The sequence below is a fragment of the Pseudoalteromonas sp. NCIMB 1079 genome (assembly GCF_040567695.1).
In the GTDB taxonomy this organism is placed as follows: Bacteria; Pseudomonadota; Gammaproteobacteria; order Enterobacterales; family Alteromonadaceae; genus Pseudoalteromonas; species Pseudoalteromonas distincta.
The window spans coordinates 318,953-337,904 of sequence record NZ_JBEWZA010000001.1 but is presented as its reverse complement, the minus strand read 5'-3'; the positions used below and the strand labels follow the sequence as shown (position 1 = coordinate 337,904).

16 protein-coding genes are annotated in these 18,952 nt (G+C 39.5%); 8 read left to right on the top strand and 8 right to left on the bottom strand.

Going from position 1 to position 18,952, the window contains the following annotated elements; genetic code table 11:
- Window positions 1–38: 38 nt before the first annotated feature.
- Window positions 39–302: a helix-turn-helix domain-containing protein gene (locus tag ABX891_RS01570; protein WP_354628771.1), complete on the top strand. Its 264-nt coding sequence runs from the start codon at window positions 39–41 to the stop codon at window positions 300–302.
- Window positions 296–1,765, top strand: a complete 1,470-nt coding sequence (locus ABX891_RS01565; RefSeq protein WP_354628770.1) for a hypothetical protein — start codon at window positions 296–298, stop codon at window positions 1,763–1,765. The genes ABX891_RS01570 and ABX891_RS01565 overlap by 7 nt, the downstream gene beginning before the upstream one ends.
- A gap of 21 nt (window positions 1,766–1,786) precedes the next feature.
- Here the strand turns inward: ABX891_RS01565 and ABX891_RS01560 are convergent, their stop codons facing one another.
- The gene (locus tag ABX891_RS01560) at window positions 1,787–2,302 is read right to left on the bottom strand and encodes an integrase domain-containing protein (RefSeq protein ID WP_354628769.1); all 516 of its coding nucleotides are present in this window, start codon (window positions 2,300–2,302) and stop codon (window positions 1,787–1,789) included.
- Window positions 2,303–2,304: 2 nt separating this feature from the next.
- Window positions 2,305–2,652: a phage integrase N-terminal domain-containing protein gene (locus ABX891_RS01555; protein WP_354628768.1), complete on the bottom strand. Its 348-nt coding sequence runs from the start codon at window positions 2,650–2,652 to the stop codon at window positions 2,305–2,307.
- 1,040 nt (window positions 2,653–3,692) lie between these two features.
- Here ABX891_RS01555 and ABX891_RS01550 point away from each other — a divergent pair.
- Together ABX891_RS01550 and ABX891_RS01545 are read left to right on the top strand one after the other, a co-directional pair.
- Window positions 3,693–4,673 carry an AAA family ATPase gene (locus ABX891_RS01550; protein WP_248474696.1) on the top strand — a complete coding sequence of 327 codons (981 nt, stop codon included), beginning with the start codon at window positions 3,693–3,695 and terminating at the stop codon, window positions 4,671–4,673.
- Window positions 4,674–4,897: 224 nt separating this feature from the next.
- Window positions 4,898–7,228 carry a S8 family peptidase gene (locus ABX891_RS01545; protein ID WP_354628767.1) on the top strand — a complete coding sequence of 777 codons (2,331 nt, stop codon included), beginning with the start codon at window positions 4,898–4,900 and terminating at the stop codon, window positions 7,226–7,228.
- Between the two features lie 460 nt (window positions 7,229–7,688).
- Here the strand turns inward: ABX891_RS01545 and ABX891_RS01540 are convergent, their stop codons facing one another.
- Both ABX891_RS01540 and mnmE read right to left on the bottom strand, forming a co-directional pair.
- Window positions 7,689–8,822: a tyrosine-type recombinase/integrase gene (locus ABX891_RS01540; RefSeq protein WP_248474694.1), complete on the bottom strand. Its 1,134-nt coding sequence runs from the start codon at window positions 8,820–8,822 to the stop codon at window positions 7,689–7,691.
- 176 nt (window positions 8,823–8,998) lie between these two features.
- Window positions 8,999–10,363: a tRNA uridine-5-carboxymethylaminomethyl(34) synthesis GTPase MnmE gene (mnmE, locus tag ABX891_RS01535; RefSeq protein ID WP_007584209.1), complete on the bottom strand. Its 1,365-nt coding sequence runs from the start codon at window positions 10,361–10,363 to the stop codon at window positions 8,999–9,001.
- Between the two features lie 200 nt (window positions 10,364–10,563).
- Between mnmE and ABX891_RS01530 the strand changes: the two genes are divergently transcribed.
- Entirely contained in the window at window positions 10,564–11,892 is a 1,329-nt protein-coding gene (locus tag ABX891_RS01530; RefSeq protein ID WP_502936039.1) for an IS4 family transposase, read from the top strand.
- A gap of 304 nt (window positions 11,893–12,196) precedes the next feature.
- On the opposite strand, the gene yidC is transcribed toward ABX891_RS01530, so the two are convergent.
- From yidC to rpmH, 4 genes are all read right to left on the bottom strand, one after another.
- Window positions 12,197–13,834 (bottom strand): membrane protein insertase YidC, encoded by a 1,638-nt coding sequence (gene yidC / locus ABX891_RS01525; RefSeq protein ID WP_354628766.1) that lies wholly within the window; start codon window positions 13,832–13,834, stop codon window positions 12,197–12,199.
- Between the two features lie 8 nt (window positions 13,835–13,842).
- Window positions 13,843–14,118: a membrane protein insertion efficiency factor YidD gene (gene yidD, locus ABX891_RS01520; protein WP_004335219.1), complete on the bottom strand. Its 276-nt coding sequence runs from the start codon at window positions 14,116–14,118 to the stop codon at window positions 13,843–13,845.
- Window positions 14,119–14,247: 129 nt separating this feature from the next.
- Window positions 14,248–14,670 (bottom strand): ribonuclease P protein component, encoded by a 423-nt coding sequence (rnpA, locus tag ABX891_RS01515; RefSeq protein ID WP_004335217.1) that lies wholly within the window; start codon window positions 14,668–14,670, stop codon window positions 14,248–14,250.
- Between the two features lie 7 nt (window positions 14,671–14,677).
- Window positions 14,678–14,812 (bottom strand): 50S ribosomal protein L34, encoded by a 135-nt coding sequence (gene rpmH, locus ABX891_RS01510; RefSeq protein WP_004335215.1) that lies wholly within the window; start codon window positions 14,810–14,812, stop codon window positions 14,678–14,680.
- Window positions 14,813–15,330: 518 nt separating this feature from the next.
- Here rpmH and dnaA point away from each other — a divergent pair.
- Genes dnaA through recF form a run of 3 tightly spaced genes read left to right on the top strand, consistent with a single transcriptional unit; the run spans window position 15,331 to window position 18,940 of the window.
- Window positions 15,331–16,713, top strand: a complete 1,383-nt coding sequence (gene dnaA / locus ABX891_RS01505) for a chromosomal replication initiator protein DnaA (protein WP_004335207.1) — start codon at window positions 15,331–15,333, stop codon at window positions 16,711–16,713.
- 13 nt (window positions 16,714–16,726) lie between these two features.
- A complete protein-coding gene (gene dnaN / locus ABX891_RS01500; RefSeq protein WP_004335206.1) occupies window positions 16,727–17,830 on the top strand; it encodes a DNA polymerase III subunit beta in 1,104 nt (367 codons plus the stop codon).
- Window positions 17,831–17,845: 15 nt separating this feature from the next.
- Window positions 17,846–18,940, top strand: a complete 1,095-nt coding sequence (gene recF, locus ABX891_RS01495; protein WP_182195786.1) for a DNA replication/repair protein RecF — start codon at window positions 17,846–17,848, stop codon at window positions 18,938–18,940.
- Window positions 18,941–18,952 lie beyond the last annotated feature (12 nt).

Here is an 18,952-nt window from a genome sequence, read left to right as displayed (position 1 = left end):
GAAAATCTTAGTTTTCAAGAGCAGATGTCTTACACCAATTGAAAACTAACGATGGTTCGCCGTTTCCAATACGGCTAAAGCAAGCAAGAACAAGACTAGGCCTGTCCCAAAAGCAATTAGGAATAATGGCGGGAATGGATAAGTTTGTTGCGTCTGCTCGTATGAACCAATATGAACGTGGCGTTCACACCCCAGATTTTAAAACAGTGATAGCGTTGAGTGTTGTTCTCAAAGTGCCAACTGCCTTCTTGTTCTGTATTGAAGACGAATTGGCTGAAAATATATTGGATTGGAATTGCTGAATGACAAAGAACATGGGATAAAACGTTTACAAATGAAGAAATACATAGAGTTATTTACAGGGATATCTAAATTAGTTGTTGGATGTTGTATTGCAATTGGAACAATTGTAATTTTACTGTACTGCATGGGGATTAATTTCTATCCCAAAGGGATTGAAATTGGTGATGGCCTTTTCTTTATTTGGACAGCTTTAGCATTTGGCGCAAGGCTAATATTTACTGTACTATTTTTCTCAGCTATCGGTTTGTCTCTGTATTCAGCTCTCGTTTCTTTAATAACGTTATGCCTATCCTTTATTATCTCTAATTACCAAACAAAACTTCCAAAAGTTCAGAACTCAACTATATGGCCTTTACATGTAGCAACGATAATTGTATTAGCATTATATTTTCTGATGTCAATCAGCGTGTGGTTAGATAAAAGCTCAGATTTAGAGATTGACTATATGTATTGGTTCCAACTCTTTACTGCACTTTTAGCCAATGGATTTATAGCCGCAGGGTTATTAACTATAAACGATAGGCAAAATGCTGGTGATGAAAATGAAGATTTAGATGAAAACTTTCCAGTTTTTGATTCGGAAGTGAAAAAACGCAAAAAAATCACTATGTATATAGTTGGTTGCCTACTATTTTATATTCCACTTTTATCAATAGATGGATTTGGGGAAAGAGTTTTAAATCGCTCCATAGTTAACCTGGGTATAAAAAAAGATCATGTTAGCCTTTACTTAAATCAAATGTCCTCTTCTTTTGTCTCCAATTTGATAAAAAAAGGCAACTATGACTTTTTTCTTGTTCCTGTTGGAAATGGTAGTTATAGACTGGATGAAGCAACTGTTCTCTTTCAAGGTATCGGGAATGTAAGCCATATAAGATTGAGATCAAGTAGCGGTGAACTTACATTTGACCTGCCATCAGATTCATTTGTTGTAAGTAAAGAATCTAAAGTTAGAGCCAGAGGAGAGCTAGCTGACTTAGTATTAGAAAGTTTGCCGCAGGTAATGAAACGTCATGAGATAAAGTTCAACCCTGACACTTACATGATTACATTCTCTGATAAATACTCAGCATTTAACATAAACTCAACAGAGCTTTCAAGCTCTTTTAAATCAGTATTGAACGAATCTATGCCTCATATTTTAGATTTTCTAAACCAGCATCAAGAACTAATAGAACGAATAGAAGTTGTAGGTTACTCATCTGATGAATGGAAAGCATCTGATAGTAAAGTCGATGCTTATATTAAAAATCATGAGCTAGCCGTTGCGAGATCTACCAGTTTTATTAGGCATTTATACAATACTGAATCAATTTTGAGCCGAATGTCCTTAATGATTAACTTGATTAATATTAAAGGCGTATCTTCAAATGATAGCTCCCGTGTTAATAGCAGAACTGTAGAGCTCAAAATTGTTCCAAGAGTTAAAAAGAGTAACTCACTAGAACTGAAAAATATTTGATGTGTTTATATTACTTAAATTCTAACTGCCCAAGTAGGCATAGGTGATCTTCAATCTTTCATGACCTAACTCTTGGCTAATTTGTTCACGGACTTTGGTATCGTGATCATAATCGGTTGGCGAGAGCTCTCTTCTATGTGGGCCACCGTCGGCAGGGCATTTCCAGCCTGTAAGCTCTATATAACGCTCCCTTGCGTAATGATGACGCAGTCCGTGATTTTTATTTAATCCAACTCGAATTGTTTCGCGGTCGTACTGTTCCATTTGTGACTTATAGTTTTTGTCAGGTTCGATAAGTGCGCCTTTAGTAACGGCACCAATATCACGAATGAGCTGTCGTTGAGATTCTTTTAAGATCGGAATTTTGCGGTATTTGCCACCCTTAGCCCATGAGCCTTTTATTTGCAGAGTGTTAGCATCTATCAAAGCATAGGATAAGCTGAATTTCATACACTCCTCTTTTCTAAGCCCAAACTCTTGCTGCAAACGCAGGGAAAGCTTGATCAAGTCACTCTTGATCTTGGCATGTTTATCCATGTCTAATGTTTTTGACTTGCCAATAGGGTTGTTGCGAACTCTTGGATGCCGTAATCATCATTGCTGCGTGAACAGATATTAGGTTTACCTATTTTCTCAGCAATCCAACGCAAGGCCGCCATTCTGTTTTTTATTGTTTTTGCTGCTAGGCCTTCATCTTGCCAACGTGTAACAAGATGATTGATATGCTTGGTTTTAAGTCCGGACGGGTCTTTTAATCTATAACCATGTTTGAGTAGCTGCTTTGCAGCAAGGTTTAAAACTTTGCTTCGGGTAGCTCTAGTGCTAAAGCTACTTTCACGGTGTGTGTCGTTTACCATTTGGTGAAGTCGGTATCCTAATTGGCTCATTTCATGTTCCTCATAAATTTAAAAAGTAATTTTGAAAGTATTGAGAAAAACACCAAACCGAAGACCAGGGGGCGAAACGCCAAAATAGGTAAGTTTTAAAGCCATATGAACGGTGCGTAACCGAGCATATTGTCGAAAGACATAAAGGCTAACGGGTCTAAAGCAACAAAGCTGAGCCGTGTGATTTCTGTTGAAATACAGCGCGAACTACTGTGGTTTATATTTGTGTTGTTTATAGTGGGGTGGTCGTGTGACCCATAATGCTGCGAATGCAGCTCCTCAGGAACGTGTTGCGGGCAGTGAATACGCCCTTTTTATTTGTGCTCATTTCGAGCTAGTTCATAATTAAAATTATCACAGTGATCAGAGATTGCAACACCTTTTCGACGCGTTCAAATCTCCATCCCTCTTCTGGCCCTGCAATTTCTCAGGGCGGATTGGGTATCGAGGCATCATGAGCAGTGGCCTCGACGGGCGACTCTGCGAGTCGTCCCTACCTCTTTCGAGTAGGGACGACTCGTCGCCAATCCGCCTTCAAATAAAGCCCTGGCAATTTCACCAGGGTTTTTCCAAGCATTATTTTTTAAAGCGGTTTATCTTTGTAACCGGCAGCGCACACCGCGATTCGTTATCGATAGTAACGGCCCACACCTGGGTGCATGAAACAGGGCTATGGTGCATCAGGGTGCGACCCTGGAGGCGTGTAATCCATCAGGCGTTAGGGTTTATCGTCTGTAGTCTTAGAGGATAGTCGTGTAGTTCCTACACGCGCAGCCCATTATATTGGGCTGTTTTTATTAAGAATTGGTGTGTGCTGCTTTCCTATTATTATTCTCAAATAACAAATAACAAATAACAAATAACAAATAACAAATAACAAATAGCGAACCCACTAATTTAAATGTTTTATTAATACCATCCCTCAAGTTTTAGCTATTCTTGTTTATGTTAAACGATGATTAGATAATCAGATGATAGAAGAAATTGACTTTTCAATGTATGATTACACGGTAAACATTAACTGATTTTAAAAAGTAACTATGGCTAGCTCGACTCAAATTAAAGCTTTAATGCAATCTCATATCGACAAAGATGACGACAGATTTTTATCTGTCGCACTTCAGGTTGCCGCTCATGAAGCGAGAAATGGTCATGGAAAACTTGCACAAGAGCTCAAAGGGTTAGTTGAGCAGGCAAAAAAGAATAGTGCTAAAAACCTACCTATCTCGATTGCTAGTAGTGTTAAGGACACTTCAGGTCTATTAGCTACAACCCACCCCAAACTTCGCTTCTCTGACCTTATTGTCTCAAGTTCTGTTAAAAGTCGGCTTGAAAGGTTGGTTAAAGAGCAAAAACATCTTATTACCTTAAAAAATCATGGTCTTTCCCCCCGTAGAAAGTTGCTACTTGCAGGTAAGCCAGGAACAGGTAAAACCTTTACTGCATCTGTTTTGGCGGGCGAGCTAAATTTTCCTTTGTTTGAGGTGCGCCTTGATGGGGTAATTACAAAGTACCTAGGGGAATCTTCAACTAAGCTACGCCAGATTTTTGATGCTATTCGAGAAGTTAGAGGGGTCTACTTTTTTGACGAGTTTGATGCTTTGGGTTCTCATCGTGGATCAAGTAATGATGTAGGTGAAGCTAGGCGTATCCTCAATAGCTTTTTGCAGATGATTGAACAAGATGACTCTAATAGTGTTATCGTTTGCGCTACAAATCACATTGAAGCATTAGATCACGCTCTTTTTCGCCGTTTTGATGATGTCATTAAGTATCAACTTCCATCAGAAGAGGAAATTATCAAGCTTTTCAAAACGCGGTTGCATTCTTATGTCGCTAATAACTTCTCATGGAAGAAGCTTTCAGCGATAGCAGGTGGGTTAAGTAATGCTGAAATTACTTTAGCTGCAAATGATGCAATCAAAGAAATGCTTATTCATGATCATAACTCAATTACTATTACAATGCTTCAGCAGGCAATTGAAGACAGAAAGAGTATTAGCCAACACTTTATGGAATAAAAAGGAACTTTAATGGCTCGAAACGAATTTGATAAACCCCACTTCTTTTTTAATTCTTCTGCTAGTTCTCACGAGTTCACCTCACCGAGTGGAGGTGGCGGCGGCCATTAACAATACCCGCCAAGGACCGAGCTATTCATAGTGCTCACCTACGTCAAAGTATTCAATTTGTTGCAAACGAATTCTCAGAACTGAAACGCTCTGTAGCTTCAACTGAGCTGAGTATGGGAGTGGGTATTCAGGTTGAGTTTGAAAGCTTCCCTGATGTGGTGATGGCAGTAGAGAGTTTGGCGAATGATCCTCAAGGCATTGTGCTGCATAATGTCAAGTCCGTGGAGCTAGAGGAAGGCAAAAAAACCACAATTGCAACAGCGTTCGTTCCTGAAGGTAAACTGAGCTTTTACCAGAAGAAGCTAAACGAGTATGAGGAACGTAGGGTGTTGTCTGGTGGGAGGGCTGGTGATCACCAGAAACTTATTGATTCAATAAAAAATATCAAGCGAGCTACTTTTGCTGCAATTTGGGCTGATGATGAAACATTGTTACCTGAAGATAAAGATGAAATAGTGTGGTGGGAAGTGTGGTTAGCTACACCAAGAAAGACACGTAAAACGCACAACCACTATCAAGAAATCTTGGCTGATTTTACTCGATTGGCAAATATAGCTGAAATGAGGGTGTCGGAGCATAAGTTGCGATTCCCTGAGCATACAGTTATTCAATTGCAAGCGAGTCAAAGAAAACTGGAAGAAAGCGCAGCTTTATTGTTTCGAGTCGCTGAGATTAGATTCCCGAAAGTTACTGCGGAATTCTTTGCTGCTATGCCGAGTGAGGAACAAGAGGAGTGGACAGAAGAACTTTTACAGCGTCTTAACTCTAACACCTCCGATGAATCACCTTATGTTTGTATTATAGATTCAGGAGTTAATGTCGAGCACCCGTTACTAGCTCCTTTTTCAACTATTTCTGATCAGAGAACTATTACAGAAGACAGCGACCCTACAGATGCACTGGGTCACGGAACCGAAATGGCTGGCCTTGCTATGTGGGGAGATATGACTGATCGGTTGAGCTCAACTAGTGTTGAAGTAGTTGGTCATAGACTTGAATCGGTCAAAACCATGAGATTCAATGGAGATAATGCTGATAAACCTCTGGGTATCGTGACAACTAATGCTGTATCTGAAATGGAGATATATAAGCCTGAAAGGTCTAGAGTTTTCTCTATGTCGCTTTCGTCAGGAATAGGAACAGATAGAGGACGCCCGTCATCATGGTCTAGTGCAATGGATATGTTAGCAGTCGATTACTCAGGTGAAGGCCTAACCCCACGCTTGTTCACTGTATGCGCAGGGAATGCCAAGTTAGATGTAAATGTAGATTACCCTAATGCCAATTACTTAAGTAATGTGCATGACCCTGCTCAGGCTTGGAATGTGCTCACTGTTGGTGCATTTACAGAAAAAGACCAGCTGTCGTTTTCAGGAGATTTAGTGCCTTTAGCCCCTTCCGGGGGGTTGTCTCCATACTCGACAACGTCACTAGGCTGGGATAAAAATAATGCTCCATTCAAGTCCGAGGTTGTGTTTGAAGGTGGAAACTTAGCGAGAGCTGAGGATGGATTTTGTGGTGATGAACCCGACTTGCACCTTTTGACAGCGAATAGTGATTATTCTCAGCGGCACTTTACAACAACTCACGCTACCAGCGCTGCTACTGCTTTGGCAGCAAGGTTCTCTGCGCAGATTAAAACTCAGTATAATGATATTTGGCCTGAAACTGTTAGAGCTTTAGCGGTACATTCAGCAGATTGGACTGATGCAATGTACGCATTAATTTCTGCACAACGCGGTGATACTATAAAGAAGTCGGATATGGTGAAGCTAATCAGGAAGGTAGGGTTTGGCGTGCCGAATATCGAAAGGGCGATAAAAAGTGCCAATAACTCACTATCAATTGTGATTCAAGATGAATTACAACCTTTCGTTAAGCCTCGCTCTAAAGATACAAGAACAAAGGATATGCACTTACATGCTTTACCATGGCCGCAAGAAGAGTTGCTAAAAATTGGTGAGGCTAATGTTGAGTTGACGATTACACTTTCATACTTTATTGAACCTAACCCTTCAAGTCGTAATGTCCTAGATAAATACAACTATGCAAGTCATCAGTTAAGATTTGATGTCAAGCACCATGGTGAGTCAGATGCTCAATTTATGCGCAGAATTAACGCACAGGCTGAAGGTGAGAAGCCTGATACTATTGAGGATAGCAATTGGCTCATAGGTAAGCAGCAACGACATAAAGGCTCTATCCATAAAGATGTTTGGCGTGGCAGCGCTGCTGATTTGGCTGCTAGAGGTAAGATAGCAATCTATCCCGCTAAAGGATGGTGGAAAACGCGCAAAGCCCATGAAAGGTATGATTCTAAAGCTAGATATGCGTTAGTAGTATCATTGTCTGTCCCTGAGGTCGATGTGGATTTGTATTCAGCTCTAAAAACTATCATACAGGCTGAAGTTGTTGCTCCAGCTGTGGTGGAAGTGACTAATTAAGAGTGTATTACGAGGTCCTATACATTTCTATTTTAGTAAGGTAATTAAATTTCGTAACCTAATGTCTGCCACCATAGCACTTATTATAAATGGAACTCTATATACGATGCATTACCACAATAAATGATTTCTGATTTTTTAAGTAGAAATGAAAAATCAACATTAGGGCCGGAACCACTTCTTTCAAATCCTGTAAAGCAATAAATCGGAACCCCGCAAGCGGGGCCCCCTTGCTTCGCAACCCTTCGGGCGATTTCTAGCTTGACTGGCTTTTCTCTGCGTAGTGAAGGTTATCCAAGAGGTATGCGGCGCTCTGAGTGGCAAGCACTCGACGCTTTCACACCTCCTGGATACGACTGGCTTTTCAAATAATGCGGGAAAGAGGGAAGGTAAATAAATTTATATTTATATGTTTTTATTATATTTTCCCAGTTTCCCATATTTCCCACCCTAATATCCTTTATTGAAATAGACTAGGTAGGGTGGTCATCGCCTCTTTTCGCTTACGCTCGACTATATCTGAGTAAATTTGTGTTGTTTTCAACTCTGAGTGGCCTAGTAGCTTTGATACCGTGTAGATATCGATATCATTAGTTAACATACGGACTGCGAACGAGTGTCTTCCACAGTGAAAGGTTATGTGCTTTGTAATTCCTGCTCTGAGCATCCATTGGGTTAGGGCTACGTTTGTATAGCTTGAGTATCTTAAGCCTTTAAAAACACGTTCATGGGCTTCTCCTTGCGAACCTAATAAGCTGATCGCATCATCGGGTAAGTCAAGGTATTGTAGGTGTTTTGTTTTCGTATGTCTGAACGTCGCGCGTTGCTCTTTTAAAGCTATTCGATCCCACGTTAGTTTTTGAATATCGCTCCAACGCATACCTGTAAGGCAACTGAATAAAAATGCTCTTTTGAGTACATCATATCGGCACTCTGTTCTATAAAGAGCTGTTACTTCTTCCTCTTCTAAGTAATTACGAGGGTTTTGTTCTATCTTGATGCTTTTTACTTCGTTTACAGGATTTCGGCGAATAATGCCTTCGTGAAATGCTTTGTTTAAAGCCGCTCTCACTTTATTGAAATAGCATGATGTAGTATTTGAAGAAAGTAGCTTATCTGATTTTGTGCGTGCATGTTTTATTAGGTATGTTCTGAACCCAAGTAATACATCAGCATCAAAATCAGCAAATGACAGCGGATTTCCTTCACAATATCTCTTTAGATGCATTAACGATGATTCCCATAGCGATACGTTTGATGGGCTATCAGTGTGCTCTTTGTCATTAATTATTTGCTGCATGTAGTTATAAAAGCTTTCTTGCTGTTTTTCTGAGTCTTCAAAGTGATGCTTGTTGTTAGCTAAATCGACAATTGCTTGCGCTCTTATCTTTTCTGAAATATCTAAGGTCTTTTTATTGTGGTCACGTTGGAACTTGTCTTTAGGGTTGGCATAAATGAACAAGTCCATTGATTGTCTTTTACGGCGTTTAACTCGTTTGCCGTTTTCGTTTAGGTAAGAACCATAATTTCTGGTTAACAGTAGTTGTTGGCGGCCTGTGCTATCAGGTGACTTTTTCTCGATAGTTAATTTCATAATAACTTCCTCTTTGGTGGACCAATAATGGCCCACATCAAAGAAGTAGGTGGGCCGTTCAAGACCCATATTATGAAACTAAAGGAAACTATTGAAAGATAAAAAAGTTATTAAATGTATGAATAAATTAGGTTTTTTAACTTAAGTTGGATGTTTGTTTCCTTTAGTTTACCTTGTTATTTACCAATACAAAATGAGCTAAATATCTTGCCAAGTAAGTCGTCTGAGGTAAATTCACCGGTTATTTCGTTTAAATACTGCTGTGTTAAACGCAGTTCTTCAGCCAATATTTCACCAGCAATGTGCATTTCTAATTGTGTTTTACCTGTTTCTAAATGATACGCAGCACTCTCTAGCGCATCCAAATGACGACGGCGCGCCATAAAGCCACCCTCTGTTGCGCCTTGAAAGCCTATACAGGCTTTTAAATGCTCGCGAACAAGCTCAATACCGTCAGCATTTTTAGCACTTAAGCTGATGACCGGGTATTGTTGCTCTTGCTCCATTCCGACTATATCACCCGATAAATCAGCTTTATTTCTGATGACCGTAACCCCCATACCTTCTGGTAATTTGGCCATAAATTCAGGCCAAATTTTATGCGGGTCAGTATCTATAGTGTCAGTGCCATCAAGCATAAATAAAACGCGATCGGCTTGGTTTATTTCATCCCACGCCCGTTCAATACCTATTTGTTCTACGCGGTCAGGGCTCTCTCGTAGGCCTGCGGTATCTATAATATGCAGTGGCATACCATCTATATGTATATGCTCTCGTAGTACGTCGCGAGTGGTACCGGCTATTTCTGTTACGATTGCAGCTTCACGACCGGCTAGGGCGTTTAGTAGGCTTGATTTACCGGCATTTGGGCGACCAGCAATAACAACACGCATACCTTCGCGCATGATGCTGCCTTGCTTGGCTTGGTTGGTTACAGTGTTAAGCTGAGTAATAATAGCGTCTAAGTCGCCTGACACTTTACCGTCTGATAAAAAATCAATTTCTTCATCAGGAAAATCTATTGCCGCTTCTACATACATACGTAAATGAATTACTTTTTCTACAAGCGTTTCTATGTGTTTAGAAAATTCACCTTGGAGAGACTGTAGGGCGCTTTTGGCAGCTTGTTCGCTCGTAGCATTAATTAAGTCGGCGATGGCCTCTGCTTGCGTTAAATCAAGCTTGTCATTCATAAATGCGCGCTCAGAAAACTCACCAGGCTTTGCTAAACGAACGCCCTCTATTTTACTAATTTCTTTAAGTAGCATATCAAGTACTACAGGACCGCCGTGGCCTTGTAATTCAAGTACGTCTTCACCAGTAAATGAGTTAGGACCTGCAAAGTAAATGGCAATACCTTGGTCAAGCTGCTCGCCAGCTAGGCTTTTAAATGGCACGTAATCGGCGTAACGAACTTTAGGAATTTTACCTACTACTTTTTCGGCGACACTTTTAGCAAGGCTACCTGAAACGCGAATAATACCAACACCACCACGTCCGGGGGCAGTTGCTTGTGCTGCAATTGTATCTTGATTGATCATGCTATTAATTTGCCAACGATGAGTAACTTTATGGCGGTATTGTAACCTATGAAATAAACACTCGCGAATACTCTGGTGAAAAACAGGCAATAAAAAAGGCGACCGAAGTCTAATGCCGATCAGTTAAGAAAATGACCGGTTGACCGATCCAAACGATCATGCAAAATCCGTAGTTAGGAAACTAACTACGGATTTTTTTTGTGAATATAGAACAAGCACTGCAAGCAACACTTGAAGAAAGCAGCCGATACCATACCTTTGAAAAATTATCAGAAATTCTTGACCCTGAAATCATTGAACAAGGTTTTCAACAAGCAGGGATTGCAACCGTTCGTAAGCGAAGGTTACCGCTTGAGGCCGTTTTGTGGTCAGTTATTGGCATGGCATTGTTTCGAAAAGAATCGGTTTGGAATATCGCTAATAAGCTAGATATCATGTTACCTGGCAAGAACCAACTCGTTGCTCCAAGTGCGATGGTACAGGCGAGACAAAGGTTAGGTGATGATTCCGTTAAACACGTTTTCAATAAATCTGCTCAATCAATGTATAAGCAACAGTCATTCGAAACATGGAATGGTTTGAACCTATTAGCTGTTGACGGTGTTGTGTGGCGAACAGCCGACACGCCTGATAATCGTAAAGCCTTCTCTTCAGGTAGCAACCAATACGGTGATACAGCCTTTCCTCAAATACGCATGGTCTGTCATATGGAATTGACCAGCCATCAACTGCTCAGTAGCGAGTTTGATAACTATAAAACCAACGAGATGAAATTAGCTGAGCGTTTAATTGAACGTACACCAGATAATTCACTGACTATGTTTGATAAAGGATATTATTCTTTAGGCCTGTTAAACCGTTGGCACCAAACTGGGGAGATGAGGCACTGGTTGATACCAGCAAGGCCCGACTTACAGTATGAAATCATCTCCAGCGCGGGTAAAAATGACCATATCATTGAATTGAAAACAACAAAGCATGCACAAAAAAACTTTCCCGATGTTCCTGAAACGATTAAAGCGAGATTAATCAGTAAAACAATAAAGGGCAAAAGCTACCGTATATTAACCTCGATGACGGATAGATTACGTTATCCAGGTAATGAAATTGTTGAATTATATTGTCATCGTTGGGAGATAGAACTTGGGTTTAGAGAAATCAAACAAACCATGCTTGATAGCGCATACCATTTAAGAAGCAAGCGTCCAGACATGGTGCGTCAGGAGCTATGGGGCGTGTTACTCGCCTATAATTTAATACGAAGAATAATGACGATGGCGGCGACAGTTACAGGGATATGGCCTAACCAGCTTAGTTTCTCTAGCAGTTCGATGGCTGTCATTCAGTATTTCTCGTCAGTATCTATAATGAGCCCAGGGAACATTCCAATACACTGGCAGCACTTACTCGATACACTGGTCTTATTTAAGCTTCCAGCTAGACGAGAGGATAGAAGATATCCCCGATGGGTTAAGCCAAAACCATCTAAGTATCCCCATAAAAAGAAAAATGTCAGTCAGCTTAACTGACTGGCATTAGACCGAAGTCGCCTTTATATAAGTAATATACCCAAGCCATCTCAAGATGCGAGTTTCAGTTGGAGTTAAAAGCTATTTAGGCAAGGCATTGATTGAGAATAATAGTGGTTCTATTGTTAAAATCAATAACGCAGTATAAATCGCTTTTAAACCAACCCTTTGGGCGTTTCACAGGTACTTAATTTCATCGTTGTTACTTTTTAAAAGGGACTGCCATTCTTGCAAAGTAACGCCTTGATCTTAAGCCCCTGTGAAACGCTGAATTTTGCATCTTGATGTGGCTTGGGTATAGGCGCTAGCCTCTTACTTTAATTCCTTTCTTTTCCATGCCACGGTAGATGATTAACATCTGGACAATAGAAATAAGGTTAGACACTAACCAGTAAAGAACTAAACCCGACGGGAACCATAAGAAAAATACAGAGAAGATAACCGGCATAAAGGTCATCATTTTTTGCTGCATTGGATCAGTTACCGTCATAGGCTGTAGTTTTTGCGTCACAAACATACTCGCACCAAATAAGATTGGTAATACGTAGTACGGGTCTTGTGCAGAAAGGTCAGTTAACCAAAAAATAAATTCAGCATGGCGAAGTTCAGTAGACTCTAAGAATACGTAGAACAAGGCTAAGAAAATCGGCATTTGAAGTAAAATAGGGAAACAGCCACCCATTGGGTTAACTTTTTCTTTTTTGTACATTTCCATAGTTGCTTGGCCGAACTTTTGACGGTCATCACCAAACTTTTCTTTAAGAGCTGCCATTTTAGGCTGTAGCGCACGCATTTTTGCCATTGAAGTGTATTGCGCTTTAGTAAGTGGGTACATTAACGATTTAACGATAATAGTGATGGCAATAATTGCTACACCCCAGTTACCTAAAATGCTATGTAGCCATTTTAGCAATACGAATAAAGGTTGCGAAATAAACCATAACCAACCGTAATCTACAGTTAAGTCTAAGTCTGGGTGAATCGCTTCAAGAATATCTGACTCTTTCGGACCCATATAATAAGTAGCAGTTAGTGTTTGCTCACTACCAGCTTGAATATTTACAGCGGGATCTTTAGCACCAATAATAGCGGCATTACTTTTTGTAATTAAGCTATAAATTGTATTTGTTTGATCCTGCATTGGAACCCAAGCACTTACAAAGTAATGTTGTATAAATGCAACATAACCACCTTGCGTGTTTTTGTTTAGGTTTTTATCAGCCACATCTGAAAAACTATACTTTTCATATGGTTCTTCGTCAGTACCGTATGCAGCACCTAAATAGTTTTGATCAACCATGCTACCTTTTTCTTGTACGGTACGCTTAATTTGCGTGTATAGCTGTACTTGAAGAGGTGCGCTGGTAGTATTGTTGATTTTGTATTCTAAGCCTACGTCATACTGACCTTTTTTGAATACATACGTTTTAGTAAAACTAACACCATTACTATCAGTAAACTGAAGTGGAACGCGAAGCTCATCACCCGTTAAGGTATATGATTTTTGTTCGGTACTATAAGTAGGGCGACCGTTAGCTGATGCGTCAGGGCCATTTAAGCCAATTAAGCCACTTTGTGAAAAGTATTGTTTGCCACTATCAAGCTGACCAAGAAGCATATAAGGTGTTTCACTTCCTTTAGTTTCTTCGTATTGAAGAAGGTCTGTTTCAACAATGTCACCGCCTTTGGTGTCAATTTTAACTTTAAAAACGTCAGTTGTGATTTCAATAACTGAACGTTTAGCTAAAGTTGCTGAAGCGGGTAAACCTGAATCTGACGATGAAGGAATATAATCATCCGACTCTGGTGAATTTGCTTGTAGTGTTTGTGTTGTGGCACTTGGATCGGCTTTAGGCTTGTTGTAATCATTATCCCATTCTTGGAACAATAAAAACGACACTAGCATTAGGCCAATTAATAAAAACGTGCGTTGCGATTCCATAACAGCTCTTATTTCTCGTGTTGGTGGTTAATATGGGTTAATTTTTCAGGTACGGGGTCGTCTCCACCTGAATGTAAAGGATGGCATTTTAATATGCGTTTTAAAGCTAACCAACTACCTTTTATAAATCCATGCAAATTAATTGCTTGAATTGCATAATGTGAGCAGCTTGGATTAAAACGACAATGCGGACCTAACAGCGGGCTAATCCACTTTTGATAACCGCGGATAAATAACACTAAACAAATCTTAGGAAAAGCAACAAGTGGTTTAATTAACCTCATGATGTTTATGCCCCTACTTAAGTTTAGTGAGATAGATATCATGTATTTAAAGACTCAATTAGAAATTTTAAATGCATGATTAAAAGGTGAGCTAAAGATACATTAATTAACCCTGCAATTCTATTGCAATTAGGTTTGTTTATTAGATTTAGCTGATTTGTTTGGGCGTTTCTTAAAAGGTGGCGGTTTAGGTGCACCTGGTTTACAGCGTTCGTTAATTTTTCGCCATAATTTAGTAAGTTGTTTGGTTAATTCTTCATTAGACTGTTCATCAATACCACTTTTCACCATAAGCACAATATCAATATTATCGATGCTGTGTTGATTTAAACGAAAACTTTCGCGAGCGAGACGTTTAATACGGTTTCGTTGGCATGCCTTTTTTACGCGTTTTTTAGCAACAGTAAGACCTAACCGAGGTTTTTCTTGGTCATTTGGTTTAGCTAATAGAGTAAAGAAAGGAGTTGCAGCCCGAGCGGGTTCATTAAATATGCGAGAGTAATGCGAGGGAGTTAACAGACGTAACTCCCTGCCAAAGCTAAAGTCTTCCACTTATAAATTAAGCAGAAAGAACTTTGCGGCCTTTAGCGCGGCGACGTGCTAATACTTTACGGCCATTTACAGTTGCCATGCGAGCACGGAAGCCGTGTGCACGTTTGCGTTTTAAAACGCTAGGTTGAAAAGTTCTTTTCATAACAATCTCATCCGATCGGTTAAAGTTAAAACATCCTATACAGGTCGCGATCCTGGCATAGGTGCCATTGCGAGCGCGAGATATTATAGAGTAAGTAACGTAAAGTCAATCATAATTACGTTCGCAGTATATAGCCTACTTATGGTCCATAAAGAGATCATGTAGAGCGATCTGATAGGATCATCATAAATAAGAAGTTTTCCACAGCCCCTGTATAAAAAGTGAATAAAAGCGGGGGAAAAGAAAATTGGATCGTAAATTTGGTTCGCGATCTTGGTGTTATTTTGTTATGATCTCCTCTTCGGATCTAAAATAAAAACTGTTTTAAATCAGGTTGTTAATGATTTTATACATCGATATCAACAATTTTATAAAAATCAATCTTTTACTTGTGGATAAAGTGCCTTCATAATACGCGGTCTTGGGTCGCTTATTGGACCATTTGAACGCAATAAATGTATGATTTATAATCATTAATGATGTGCGGGAATAAAAATTATATCTCTGGGAGTTTAACTGTGTATCTGTCGGTTTGGCAAAGTTGTTTATATGTATTGCAAGATGAGCTGCCTTCGCAGCAATTCAGTATGTGGGTAAGACCACTACAAGCAGAAAGTACCGAAGATACCTTGACGATTTATGCACCTAATCGCTTTGTGCTTGATTGGGTAAGAGAAAAGTACCTAAATAGAATTAACGAATTATTAGTAGAAATTTGTGGTGTTGAAGCACCAAAGCTACGTTTTGATGTAGGTAGTAAGCCTTTATTAAATGCACAAGCTGCACCGGTTATAGAAACACAATCAGCACCACAAGCTTCTACAAAACAACAGCCTCGTGAGCAAAAGCCTGTTGTTGAACCTGCACCTAAGTCAGGTTACAAATCTAACATTAAAGAAAACTATACCTTTGACAGCTTTGTTGAGGGTAAGTCAAACCAATTAGCAAAAGCAGCGGCCACTCAAGTTGCCGATAATCCTGGCTCTGCTTTTAACCCTGTATTTATTTACGGTGGTACTGGTTTAGGTAAAACTCACTTATTACATGCAGTAGGTAACGGCATTATGGCAAACAAGCCAGATGCTAAAATTGTTTACATGCATTCAGAACGCTTTGTTCAAGATATGGTAAAGGCACTGCAAAATAATGCGATAGAAGAATTTAAGCGCTATTACCGCAGTGTTGACGCATTAATGATTGATGATATTCAATTTTTTGCTAATAAAGAGCGTTCACAAGAAGAGTTTTTTCATACCTTTAATGCATTACTTGAAGGCAACCAACAAATTATTTTAACCTCTGACCGTTATCCAAAAGAGATTGAAGGGGTCGAAGACCGTCTTAAATCACGTTTTGGTTGGGGATTAACAATCGCGATTGAGCCACCAGAGCTTGAAACTCGCGTTGCTATTTTGATGAAAAAAGCACAGCAAAGTAAGATTAACTTACCACATGAAGTTGCCTTTTTTATCGCCAAAAAATTACGTTCAAATGTACGTGAGCTAGAAGGCGCACTTAACCGTGTAATTGCTAATGCTAATTTTACAGGTCGTCCAATTTCGATTGATTTTGTAAAAGAAGCACTACGCGATTTACTTGCCTTGCAAGATAAGCTGGTTACGATAGATAATATTCAGCGCACCGTTGCTGAGTACTACCGAATTCGAGTGTCAGATCTATTGTCTAAGCGCCGCAGCCGCTCTATAGCAAGGCCACGCCAAGTTGCCATGGCATTATCTAAAGAATTAACTAATCACAGCTTACCTGAGATTGGTGACGCATTTGGTGGACGCGATCATACGACCGTATTACACGCATGTCGTAAGATAAAATCACTACGTGACGAAAGCCACGAAATTAAAGAAGATTACCAAAACTTAATAAGAACATTGTCATCTTAGGGCTGACTTTATTATGCAAATAACAATATCAAGACAACAATTTTTAAAGCCATTGGTGCAAGTGTCGGGTGCAATAGAGCGCAAACACACGCTACCAATCTTATCTAACGTTTTGTTAGTGGTAGAAAACGGACAACTTTCAATGACGGGTACTGACCTTGAAATTGAATTAGTTTCTGGCGTATTTGTAGGTGATGATATTGCCGATACAAAACTAACGTTACCCGCTAAAAAGTTACTCGATATTTGTAAAAGTCTACCAGACGGTTCAGACATTACTTTAAGCTTGCAAGAGCACCAATTACTTTTAACCAGTGGTAAAAGCCGTTTTTCATTAACGACTTTATCAGCTGATGATTTTCCTAATTTAGAGCAGTGGGATGGTGAGGTTGAATTTCAACTAACTCGTTTAGAACTTCGTAAGTTACTTGAAAGCACGCATTTTTCGATGGCGAATCAAGACGTACGTTATTACTTAAACGGTATGTCTTTTGAAGTAGATAATACAGACATAAAAACAGTAGCAACAGATGGTCACCGTTTAGCTATTGCACAAAAGCAATTAACGCAATCGCTTAACACTCAACGTCAATTAATTATACCTCGCAAAGGTGTGCAAGAAATTATGCGCCTTATGGTAGCTGACGACGAATTGGTAACAATTCAGTTTGGTGCTAACCATATCCGTATTATTGATATTGAGTTTACATTTACAAGTAAGCTAGTTGATGGACGCTTTCCTGATTACCGTCGTGTATTACCACGTGGTGGCGACAAAGTAATTACAGCTAACCGAGAATGGTTACGAAATGCGTTTCAACGAGTGTCTATTTTATCGAATGAAAAATTTCGTGGTGTACGCTTAAACCTATCAAACGGTTTATTAAAAATTACTGCCAATAACCCAGAGCAAGAACAAGCTGAAGAAGTTGTTGAAGTAAGTTACGAAGGCGCGGACCTAGAAATAGGATTCAACGTGTCTTACGTATTAGATGTACTAAACACATTAAAAACAGAAGACGTACTATTTACATTAGCCGACTCAAACAGCAGTGCATTAATTGAAGGTGCAGGCGATGAAGAAGCAATGTACGTTGTTATGCCTATGCGTTTATAAGACTATAAATACATAATGAGCTTAAGTCATTTGAGCCTCAAATATTTTCGTAATATTGAGGCGCTGACGCTAGAACCAGTCAACGGCGTTAATATAATTTATGGTGAAAATGGCAGCGGAAAAACCAGCCTTTTAGAGGCTATATATTACCTTTCTCATGGCAAATCTTTTCGTACTCCAAAACACAAAAGTATTATTGCGCACCAGCAAGAGCAATTTGTAATTCACGGGCGTAAAACAATACACGATTTATCAATTCCAATTGGTATTAGTAAAACGCAAACGGGTGAGACCAATTTAAAAATTCAAGGTAAGGCGAGCCGTAAGATATCAGAACTAGCTCAACTTATGCCTGTACAAATTATTACACCAGAGAGTTATTCTTTGTTTTTTGGTGGACCTAAAGAGCGCAGAAAGTTTTTAGATTTAGGTTTGTTCCACGTGGAACATGAGTTCTTTTTTTTGTGGCAATCATTTAATAAAGTACTTAAACAACGTAATGCATTATTAAAAACTAAGCCCAAGAATTATTTTGACCAAATTAAGTTTTGGGACAAAGAATTTGTTAGACTGGCTGAAGAAATAAATAAATTAAGATTGGCGTATATAAGTAGGTTTAAGCAGCAATTTTTTGATAAAATGTGTGCAGAATTGACGCTTGTACGTGATTTAGAAATGACCTTTAGCGCAGGCTGGAAAGAGACTGAATCTCTTGCAGATGCGTTAGAGCAAAACTTTGAGCGAGATGCTCGCCAAGGGTTTACAAGTAAAGGCCCTCATAAGGCCGATTTTAGTTTTAGTGTCGTTGGCAACAGTGTGGAGAATACATTCTCACGCGGTCAATTGAAGCTATTATTGTATGCGTTGAAAGTTACGCAAAATAGCTTAATTGAGTCAGAGACAGATAAGCAATCTATATTGCTAATAGATGATCTACCTTCAGAATTAGGCGAAGATACAAAAGAGAAAGTGGGACAATTACTTGCTCACTGCAGTTCTCAAATTTTTATCTCTTCAATTTTATCTGAAAGTATTTCTGCTGTGGTGGAACCCATGCAACGAGAACTACAAATGTTCCACGTGAAACATGGCAACCTAATAACAAGATAAGTGGGATTAACC

What these genes read in the sequence shown, in the direction of transcription:
- recF (WP_182195786.1), top strand. Translation starts at nt 17,846, where the DNA reads ATGAGCTTAAGTCATTTGAGCCTCAAATATTTTCGTAATATTGAGGCG.
- ABX891_RS01540 (WP_248474694.1), bottom strand. Translation starts at nt 8,822, where the DNA reads ATGAAATTAACTATCGAGAAAAAGTCACCTGATAGCACAGGCCGCCAA.
- ABX891_RS01555 (WP_354628768.1), bottom strand. Translation starts at nt 2,652, where the DNA reads ATGAGCCAATTAGGATACCGACTTCACCAAATGGTAAACGACACACAC.
- dnaN (WP_004335206.1), top strand. Translation starts at nt 16,727, where the DNA reads ATGCAAATAACAATATCAAGACAACAATTTTTAAAGCCATTGGTGCAA.
- yidD (WP_004335219.1), bottom strand. Translation starts at nt 14,118, where the DNA reads ATGAGGTTAATTAAACCACTTGTTGCTTTTCCTAAGATTTGTTTAGTG.
- ABX891_RS01545 (WP_354628767.1), top strand. Translation starts at nt 4,898, where the DNA reads ATGGGAGTGGGTATTCAGGTTGAGTTTGAAAGCTTCCCTGATGTGGTG.
- rpmH (WP_004335215.1), bottom strand. Translation starts at nt 14,812, where the DNA reads ATGAAAAGAACTTTTCAACCTAGCGTTTTAAAACGCAAACGTGCACAC.
- ABX891_RS01560 (WP_354628769.1), bottom strand. Translation starts at nt 2,302, where the DNA reads ATGGATAAACATGCCAAGATCAAGAGTGACTTGATCAAGCTTTCCCTG.
- yidC (WP_354628766.1), bottom strand. Translation starts at nt 13,834, where the DNA reads ATGGAATCGCAACGCACGTTTTTATTAATTGGCCTAATGCTAGTGTCG.
- mnmE (WP_007584209.1), bottom strand. Translation starts at nt 10,363, where the DNA reads ATGATCAATCAAGATACAATTGCAGCACAAGCAACTGCCCCCGGACGT.
- ABX891_RS01550 (WP_248474696.1), top strand. Translation starts at nt 3,693, where the DNA reads ATGGCTAGCTCGACTCAAATTAAAGCTTTAATGCAATCTCATATCGAC.